Annotated in this window: 14 protein-coding genes; 5 read left to right on the top strand and 9 right to left on the bottom strand. The window is 66.0% G+C overall.

Annotated features, from left to right (window positions below; genetic code table 11):
• Positions 1-168 precede the first annotated feature (168 nt).
• The 4 genes from ABZ382_RS36450 to ABZ382_RS36465 all read right to left on the bottom strand — a co-directional run bounded on the left by ABZ382_RS36450 (position 169) and on the right by ABZ382_RS36465 (position 2,099).
• Positions 169-1,035: a class II glutamine amidotransferase gene (locus ABZ382_RS36450; RefSeq protein WP_357098903.1), complete on the bottom strand. Its 867-nt coding sequence runs from the start codon at positions 1,033-1,035 to the stop codon at positions 169-171.
• A gap of 298 nt (positions 1,036-1,333) precedes the next feature.
• On the bottom strand, positions 1,334-1,591 hold the full coding sequence (locus tag ABZ382_RS36455; protein WP_357098905.1) for a hypothetical protein: 258 nt from the start codon (positions 1,589-1,591) through the stop codon (positions 1,334-1,336).
• 8 nt (positions 1,592-1,599) lie between these two features.
• Complete coding sequence (locus tag ABZ382_RS36460) at positions 1,600-1,926, bottom strand: hypothetical protein (RefSeq protein ID WP_357098907.1); 327 nt, start codon at positions 1,924-1,926, stop codon at positions 1,600-1,602.
• A complete protein-coding gene (locus tag ABZ382_RS36465; protein ID WP_357098909.1) occupies positions 1,923-2,099 on the bottom strand; it encodes a hypothetical protein in 177 nt (58 codons plus the stop codon). Before ABZ382_RS36465 ends, ABZ382_RS36460 begins: the two co-directional genes overlap by 4 nt.
• A 185-nt stretch (positions 2,100-2,284) precedes the next feature.
• Here ABZ382_RS36465 and ABZ382_RS36470 point away from each other — a divergent pair, with 185 nt between their 5' ends.
• From ABZ382_RS36470 to ABZ382_RS36480, 3 genes are all read left to right on the top strand, one after another.
• Complete coding sequence (locus ABZ382_RS36470) at positions 2,285-3,589, top strand: helix-turn-helix transcriptional regulator (RefSeq protein WP_357098911.1); 1,305 nt, start codon at positions 2,285-2,287, stop codon at positions 3,587-3,589.
• Complete coding sequence (locus ABZ382_RS36475) at positions 3,586-4,155, top strand: GNAT family N-acetyltransferase (protein ID WP_357098913.1); 570 nt, start codon at positions 3,586-3,588, stop codon at positions 4,153-4,155. Before ABZ382_RS36470 ends, ABZ382_RS36475 begins: the two co-directional genes overlap by 4 nt.
• Before the next feature lie 155 nt (positions 4,156-4,310).
• The gene (locus ABZ382_RS36480) at positions 4,311-4,796 is read left to right on the top strand and encodes a hypothetical protein (RefSeq protein ID WP_357098915.1); all 486 of its coding nucleotides are present in this window, start codon (positions 4,311-4,313) and stop codon (positions 4,794-4,796) included.
• Here ABZ382_RS36480 and ABZ382_RS36485 read toward each other — a convergent pair.
• The 3 genes from ABZ382_RS36485 to ABZ382_RS36495 are packed head-to-tail and all read right to left on the bottom strand — an operon-like array spanning position 4,790 to position 5,782.
• On the bottom strand, positions 4,790-4,927 hold the full coding sequence (locus ABZ382_RS36485; protein ID WP_357098917.1) for a hypothetical protein: 138 nt from the start codon (positions 4,925-4,927) through the stop codon (positions 4,790-4,792). The genes ABZ382_RS36480 and ABZ382_RS36485 overlap by 7 nt on opposite strands.
• A gap of 56 nt (positions 4,928-4,983) precedes the next feature.
• On the bottom strand, positions 4,984-5,358 hold the full coding sequence (locus ABZ382_RS36490; protein ID WP_357098919.1) for a cupin domain-containing protein: 375 nt from the start codon (positions 5,356-5,358) through the stop codon (positions 4,984-4,986).
• Positions 5,359-5,407: 49 nt separating this feature from the next.
• The gene (locus ABZ382_RS36495) at positions 5,408-5,782 is read right to left on the bottom strand and encodes a cupin domain-containing protein (protein ID WP_357098921.1); all 375 of its coding nucleotides are present in this window, start codon (positions 5,780-5,782) and stop codon (positions 5,408-5,410) included.
• 83 nt (positions 5,783-5,865) lie between these two features.
• Here ABZ382_RS36495 and ABZ382_RS36500 point away from each other — a divergent pair, with 83 nt between their 5' ends.
• Positions 5,866-6,312, top strand: coding sequence for a MarR family transcriptional regulator (locus ABZ382_RS36500; protein WP_357098923.1), 447 nt, complete (start codon positions 5,866-5,868; stop codon positions 6,310-6,312).
• 87 nt (positions 6,313-6,399) lie between these two features.
• Complete coding sequence (locus ABZ382_RS36505) at positions 6,400-6,825, top strand: hypothetical protein (protein ID WP_357098925.1); 426 nt, start codon at positions 6,400-6,402, stop codon at positions 6,823-6,825.
• A gap of 48 nt (positions 6,826-6,873) precedes the next feature.
• On the opposite strand, the gene ABZ382_RS36510 is transcribed toward ABZ382_RS36505, so the two are convergent.
• On the bottom strand, positions 6,874-7,116 hold the full coding sequence (locus ABZ382_RS36510; RefSeq protein ID WP_357098927.1) for a macro domain-containing protein: 243 nt from the start codon (positions 7,114-7,116) through the stop codon (positions 6,874-6,876).
• A 245-nt stretch (positions 7,117-7,361) separates the two neighbouring features.
• Positions 7,362-7,551 (bottom strand): hypothetical protein (locus ABZ382_RS36515; RefSeq protein ID WP_357098929.1); only part of this gene is annotated, 190 nt, incomplete at its 5' end.

The following is a 7,551-nucleotide window of genomic DNA, read 5'->3' on the forward strand; positions in this document are numbered from 1 at the left end:
CAGCGCCATCGTCGCCGAGGGGCACATCCTGGAGGGCTTTTGTCCAGATTCACCTCCACCATGTGCCACTCGGCATTCGGCATTACAGGGCGTTCACCGACCACGTGCAGCGCAAGGCTCAGATTATCGTCGACTACTACCGCGGCGACGACGCCGCAACGGCGATCGTCAGTGTGTGGTCTGGGAGGCGGCGGCGGTCTCGTCCAGGTCGGCGAGCGAAAGCAGGTGGCGGGGCGGGGAATCCCGAATAATGCTGGACCGCACGTGCAGATGCCCGGTGACATGGAGCAGTTCACCGGAGGCGAGGAGCCTCCATCCGGGGTCGTTGTCCATGCGTTCGGTGGCGATGACGACAGCGGGATAGTCGGTCAGCACTCCACTGCTGGCGCGAATGCCCCTATGACTCGTGTGGTCGAGCCGCTGATCGCCCTGTGCGCCACCGGCGGCACGCTCGAGGACATACAGGTCGTGGGTGTCGGGATAGCGCAGGGCCCACAGTTCGGTCTCGGTTGTGAGAATCATGTTGAGTGCGTAGAGCGGCAGCCGGTCGGCGATCCAGTCGACCGCGTCGGTGATGCCCGCGGTGACATCGCCCGCATGATGGTCGATCCGGGCCGTGATCAGGGCGAAGAAGCGCTCGGAGTCGGTGTCGCCGTGGACGAGTCGGCGATAGTCGCCGAGTTCGCGCTCCAGCTCGTCGAGCCCCTCCAGCACCCCGTTGTGCGCGAACAGACGTCCGTGCTGCTCGAACGGATGGGTATTGCGCACGTTCAGCCCGCCCGTGGAGGCGAAGCGGACATGTGCGACGAAGGTTTCGGATTCACATTCGCGGGCCTCCTGCGCGAAGAGCGAATCCTCGTAGGCAGCGATCGGCTGCTTCTCCACCAGCGGCGCGCCCGCAGCGGTGAAGGTACCCAGGCCCACGCCGTCAGGTTCGCGGTGACTTTGCCGCGACAGGCTGTCGGGCGCCTTCAGCAACCAGAAGGTGGCGCGCACCCGTTGCGGCGCGGCTGAGAGTCCGAACAGGCGGCACATGACCAACTCCTCCCAAAGGAAGCGAAGACGCGCGGACTGCACGGCCGGGCTGAGGGAAGATAGAGCCATGTCAGACTAGCCGTCGGTGCTCGAGCATCATCGTAACCCCGAGCATGTACGCGATGGATCACCTCACCGCCTCACCCGATGGTGCGCACACCGCCCGCATGGATAACCCACGGCATGCCCGGATCCGCAGCACCTAGCGCCGACCGGTTCGGTCAGCGTGGCATGCGGCATGAGCGGACGTTTCCCTGGGCCGGCGAGGCGACTCGGAGGCCCCGGGAGATGGGCGGTATCAGGCGGGGGTGATGGCGGGTGGTTGCCAGGTGCCGTCGACGACCACGAGCGGCTCGACGTCGATGACCGCCGCGATGAACCCGGCCGCCTCGAGCACAGCAAGGTCGTGGCGCGCGACCACGATCAAGTCGGCCGCTGTGATGGCCGGACCAACCCGCCCGTCCCGGCAGAGCGGGGCCCATGACCCGTCCTTGTAGCCCACCCATCCGGCGGCCCGTTCCTCGGCGAGCAGCGCGAGGACATCCATGATCGACACGGCATCGCCTAACTGGTCGTGGGGCGGGTGCGGGGCGTCGTGCTCCCGGGCGCCACCGTGAGCACGGCGGCCACCGCGAGCACCTCGGCGGGGATCGCGCCTTCGTCGAAATGCGCAGCGCTGGGCACGATCACGGCCTGAACGCCCAGGCGGTCGATCGCCACGCACAGCCGGCGCAGTCGGTTCTCAGTTCGCTCGGTGAACACGATGGTCTTGCGCAGGTCATATCCAGTTCGCTTGGCGGCGGACCGGATTCGCAGCTCGTCCTGGACCTGGTTCAGTCCCGAGATGTCGCTGCGCAGGAACCCGATGGCGGACGGCAATTTGAAACTCATCGTGTCCAGCCCCGGCTGGTCGAGACATGCAGCTGGGTGCGCGACTGCTCGGCGGCGAGCCGCGCCTGGATGTCAGCGACCGTGAGTTTCGGTTCCGGCGGGTTATCGGTGACACGTAGGGCGAGGGCTACCAGCAGTAGCGCTGACAACGTGATTGCGAGGATGATTCCCATGTCGGGTGCCTCCAGCTCCCTGGACGGACGTGGAGTGCACCCGGCGCCAAGGCAATTGGGGCGTCGCTCCTGGCACCGGGGCATATTGAGCCTCGCGCGTTCAGCGACCGGTTCCCAGCCACGAAACCGCACGCGAGTAATACGCTTCCGATACGAGGCGTCGCGGGGATCGGCAAGGGGTGTCGATGATCGTCAGCAAGTGGACGGGTGCGGAGGTTCGCGCGCTGCGTGAGGTCGCGCTGCGGATTACCCAGGAACAACTCGCTGCGGCCACCGGCTTCAGGCCCCCGACTATTCGGAAGTGGGAGAAGGCGACCGCCGCTCGTCCGGTCCGTGGCGAATCTGCGGAAGCGCTCGACACGTTGCTCGGTCGCCTCGACGACGCGCAACGGGCGCGTTTCCGAGACGCGTTGGCGATCGAGCCGCTGGCTACGACCAGTTCCGGTTCCGATCCTGCTGGGAGGGATAGCCTGGCACCCGGGGGCTCCGATGGTGGTGAGGTCGAGGACGAGGTGAAGCGGCGAGAATTCGGAATCTTGCTCGGGGCAACGCTGCTGGCAACCGGCAGCCGATCCATGGGTGTTGCGGACGCACAACGCTTGTCCCGCGCGGTGGCCACCTTCGCTGCACAAGATCAGCAGGTCGGTGGCGCGAGCTTGGTGGACACGGCGGTGCGTGAAGTCGCGGTCGCCAAGGAGCTTCTCGAAACCTGTTCGTTCACCGACAGTGCGGGCAAAGCCTTTGCCAGCGCCGCGGGAAACCTCGCGACCATCGCGGGATGGCTCGCTTATGACGCCGATCAGCATCAGCTCGCGCGCCGCTGCTACTCGGACGCCTTCTCGCTCGCCAACCAGGCTGGCGATGACGAGCTCACCGTGCACGTTTGCCTCGGCGCGGCGCACCAATCGATCATGTTGGCCCGTCAAGGGTTCGGCAATCCGCACCGTGCGCTCACCCTGATCAGTCGAGCCCGTGAGCTCACCCATGGGTTGCCTCCCGGGCGCGTGCACGCCTTGATCGCGACGCGCTCGGCTCAGGCGTATGGCGTTCTCGCTGACCGTGTCAACTTCCGGCGTGCCATCGCCACCGCGTGGCGAGAACTCGATTTCGCGATCGAGCACGAACCGGTCGACGACTGCGCGAGGTGGCTGCGCTTCGTGACCACTACCGAGGTTCGAAGCCATGAAGCCCGCGCTTACGGAGACCTGGGCGACAAGGTGAAAGCGGCTGACCTGTCAGGCGAGTTGGCGCTCGAAACCGCCGCCGCGCGAAACGCGGTCAACTACCGGGCGGGGTGGGCGATGGCTCTTGCACAGGCCGGCGACGTGGCGGGTGCCGTATCAGTCGGGCTGCCTGCCCTCGAGCAGCTGCGGGCGGTGTCATCGACTCGGACACTTCGCGTGCTCGAACCCGTTCGATCGGTTGTCCAGCCGGACAGCGCTTTTGGTCTGCAGTTCGATGAGTTGGCGAAGAAGGTAGCGAGGGTATGACGAGCCTGGAATTCGAGCATTTGAGCGCAGCAGAAGCCCGCACGCGTCGTGCCGATGTCGAGGACATCTACCGCGGTGCGTACGTCGAGGCGATTCGCTCCGGCGCGCCGTTCGCGGACCCGGCCGCGTTCATGCAGCGCTTCGACGCGTACACCGCGCCCGACAGGCCCGGCGAATTCGAGCTGATCCTGGCCAACGTCAGCGGACAGCCGGTCGGTCAGGCGTGGGGGTGGTCGCTGGCCAAGGGCACCGCATGGTGGGGCGGCCTGCAGCTCGACGATGCACGAGATCTCGACGCCTTCGCGACCGAGGACGGTGCCCGCACCTTCGCGCTGAGCGAGCTCATGGTCACGAACGACATGACCGGGAGCGGAATCGCGCGGGCACTTCACGACAGGCTGCTGGGCGGCCGAAACGAGGAGCGTGCAACCCTGCTGGTCCGGCCGGACAACACGCGCGCCTATCAGACTTATCTGCGGTGGGGCTGGCACCGCGTCGGCACGCTCCGCCCAGCCTGGCCGGACGCGCCGCAGTTCGACGTCCTGATCCACGACCTCGGTCAGTAGCCGCGTCGGCATCGTCGACGCCGCGCACTGCAACCGCGTCCGCGTCAAGGCCCGCGAGATCTACGCGCACACCCAGCAACTCACCGACGTCAGCGTTGTCGCCGAACTATGAGACAGGACGTCTCCCCTCGTCACCGCCACGGTATGAAGAGGATATGACCCGCATCGGCGTAACCGGCCATATGAACATCACCGCAGATACGGCCACCCTGGTCTATGACGAAATCGCTCGCATCCTCGCCGCTGAGGGACAGCGCGGCGACCTTGTCGGCATCAGCTGCATCGCACGCGGCGCGGATAGCGTCTTCGCCAAGGCCGTACTCGACGCGGGCGGACATCTGGAAGTCGTTCTGCCGTGCCGCAACTACCGCGAGCAGAAGGTCAAGCCCGACCACCTAGAGCAGTTCGACTCGTTGCTCACGCGCGCCACCACCGTCCACGTCCTCGAGTTCTACGCCGCCGGCCGCGAAGCCTACGAGGCCGCCAACGAGATGTTGGTGGGGTCGAGCGATCGACTCATCGCGGTGTGGGGTGGCGAGCCCAGCGAGAAGGGTGGCACGGGAACGGTGGTGGACCTCGCACGCCACAAGGACATACCCGTGGACATCATCTGGCCCACCGGCGCACGCCGAGGTCACTGACCGTCTTCGAGCTCGGCCTGGACGCCGGCGGCTTCAGCCGGCCCGCACAGGCGCGCGACCACGATCCCGGCTACCGCCCAGCTTCGATACGCGCCGTCGCACACCACGTCGACACCGCCGAGTATGGGCATGACGGGCAGCATGAGCACGTGCCGACGGCGAGGTGACGTATGCGACGCTGTCGGACTCAGCGCGCCCACGGGGCGATGACCGGCGGTTGTCCGGGGATGAGTCCCTGGCCGCCGACAGGCAGCACCACGATCGCCTCGAAGGGATCGGAGTGGGGATTCGCCATGGCGAACTGCTGGTGGGCGGGCACGATCAGTGCGTCTCCTGCTGCGACGGTATAGGTTTCGCCGTTCATGGTGACGACCATGCTGCCGGACAGGGGGACGAAGATCTCCTCACGATCCAGGGCGTGCGGGGGTGCGTCGACGCCCGGCTCGAGGGTGAGCCGCCAGGCGCTGTTCTCGGTGGATCCGCGACTGGGTGCGGCCAAGCCGATGAAGCTCGCGTGGTCGTTCGCGAAGTGCGGCGCATTGTCGGCGGTGATGAGTGGCATGACTCTCCTCGGTGATCGCTTGTGTGCGTGAACTGTCGAGTCCAGGGAGCTATTGAGCCCAGGGCGGGCTGACCCGATCGCCGCCCGGGGCCTGGGCGTACGCGCCGACCGGCAGGATCGCCATCGCTTCGAACGGTTCGTCGCCGGGCACCGCGAGCCGGAAATCGGTGTGCGCGGGGATGATCAGCGCGTCCCCGGCCTGGAACTCGCGGGTCGCGCCGTCCATGGTGACGGTGGCCCGCCCCGACAGCGCGATGAAGATCTCCTCCCGCGACACCGAGTGCTCGTGTCCCGGATTGCCCGCTTCGAGGGTGAACCGCCACACGCTGTTCTCCTGCGATCCGCGGCTGGGGGCGGCCAGGCCGACCGCCGTCATCATCGGACCTTCGAACACGGGCGCATCGGCGGACTTTACGAGTGGCATGCTGTATCTCCTGATGTTCAACCAAGGTGTTCAACTATGGTGTACAACTTGAGTTGAACATATTCTTGAAGGGAGAGTCAAGGATGGATTTCGGTGTACTGCTCGGTCAGGCGTATCAGTCGTTCGTGCGGGACCTGCACGCCCACCTCGCCGCGCGAGATCATCGGATGCTGGGCGCGTCCTACGGATACGTGCTGCGCAGCCTCGCCGAAACCGCGCTCACCGCAAGCCAACTGGGAGAACGCCTCGGCATCACCGCGCAGGGGGCGGCCAAGGTGGTCGACGAGATGGTCCGCTACGGCTACATCGAGCGCCGCCCCGACCCCGCCGACAAGCGCGCCAAACTCCTGCACCTGTCCGATCACGGCCGCGACATGCTGGCCACGGTCCGGGAATTCCACGCCGACTACGAGCGGAAGCTGATCGATCAGGTCGGCGCGGATCAGGTCGCCACGGTCCGGGCCGTACTGGGTCGAATTGCCGAAGCTCCAGCTGATCTCGGCGCGGATCGATCCTTCCGCCCGCTCTGAGGTCAGTGCACTCGGCAGGTGCGAACGTTCTGCGCCGCACCAGGTTCCGGCTCGCATTGAGCAGTCGCGGGTCCTAAGTTTGACAGGGTGGACGTCGTCACCGAATCTACCCGCTATGCGACAGCGTGCATCAACTGCGGCTCCGTGACAGAGTCCACGATCACCGAAGCGCTGGTAGGCGAAGACCATCGGTGGGATATCGAAGGGCGATGCTCTGCATGTGGCGCAGTCTGGGCGGACTGCGGTTATAGGCAGCCGCTCGCGGGGTTTCGTGAAGCCATCCTGGCCGCGAACGGATCTACCGTGCTGGAACTCGGACCGGTCCCGGTGCCGACGGCCGCAGTGATGCGAGCACTACGGGTGACGCAACCACTGTCGCTGACACAAGCCAGGACCCTGACCGAGAAACTGCAACAGACCGGTCTGGAAGGCACGCGTGTCGAGATGGAGATCATCGCACGCCAGCTCCGGGCGACAGGTGTCCACGTGGGTATTCGACCAAGCCGAAGGTAATTGGCGCAGTTTGCATGTGGCGACGTCGGTGCCAGTTCGAAGAGGTGGCTAGCTAGAAGGAGTCTTGCTCGATTCGGCTTGGTTCAAGGCGTTGGTAAGCGCGGTGTGGGTCGACTCGTCGAACGCGACCATCCTGATACGGCGCACCGAGGCAGGGGATCGGATTGTGGCGATCGCAATCCTGGCGGCCTGACCCGACGGGAAGCCGTAGGCTCCGGTCGCGATCGTCGGCAGAGCCAGACTCAGTGCACCGAGTTCGTCGGCCACTTCGAGGCAGCGCTCCCCTCTCATCTGGGTAGTAACGCTCCGGCTGCCCGCACCCGGGTACTGTCGCGCCAGCTTCGGCGATGAGGGCCATTCGCATCGCGCAATCGCTCTCCCTGACCGAGTCACGTTCCCTCGCCGACGAACTCTTGGGTCCCGGACTCGAAGGAACGCTGGTGGAGATGGAGATCATTGGGCGGCTACTGCTGGCCGCAGGGGCCACCATCAGCACTCGAACGGCCAGAAGAAGCAACTCGGACTAGGACACACGCTCATCGGCAGGGCAGGACGTTCGGTCGGGCTGGGACCCGAACGGTTGGTCGATCTTTGGCCACAAAGCGCTGGCCGGTTCGGGTCAGCGCGATCAGCGGCATTACAGGGCGTTCGCGGAACTGCTCGGCGGCAAACTCATGAGCGGCGGACTGGCCTTTTGCTCCATTCCCGAGCGGTTTCGAGCAGTTC

Source organism: Nocardia sp. NPDC005825 (genome assembly GCF_040630175.1).
Lineage (GTDB): Bacteria > Actinomycetota > Actinomycetes > Mycobacteriales > Mycobacteriaceae > Nocardia.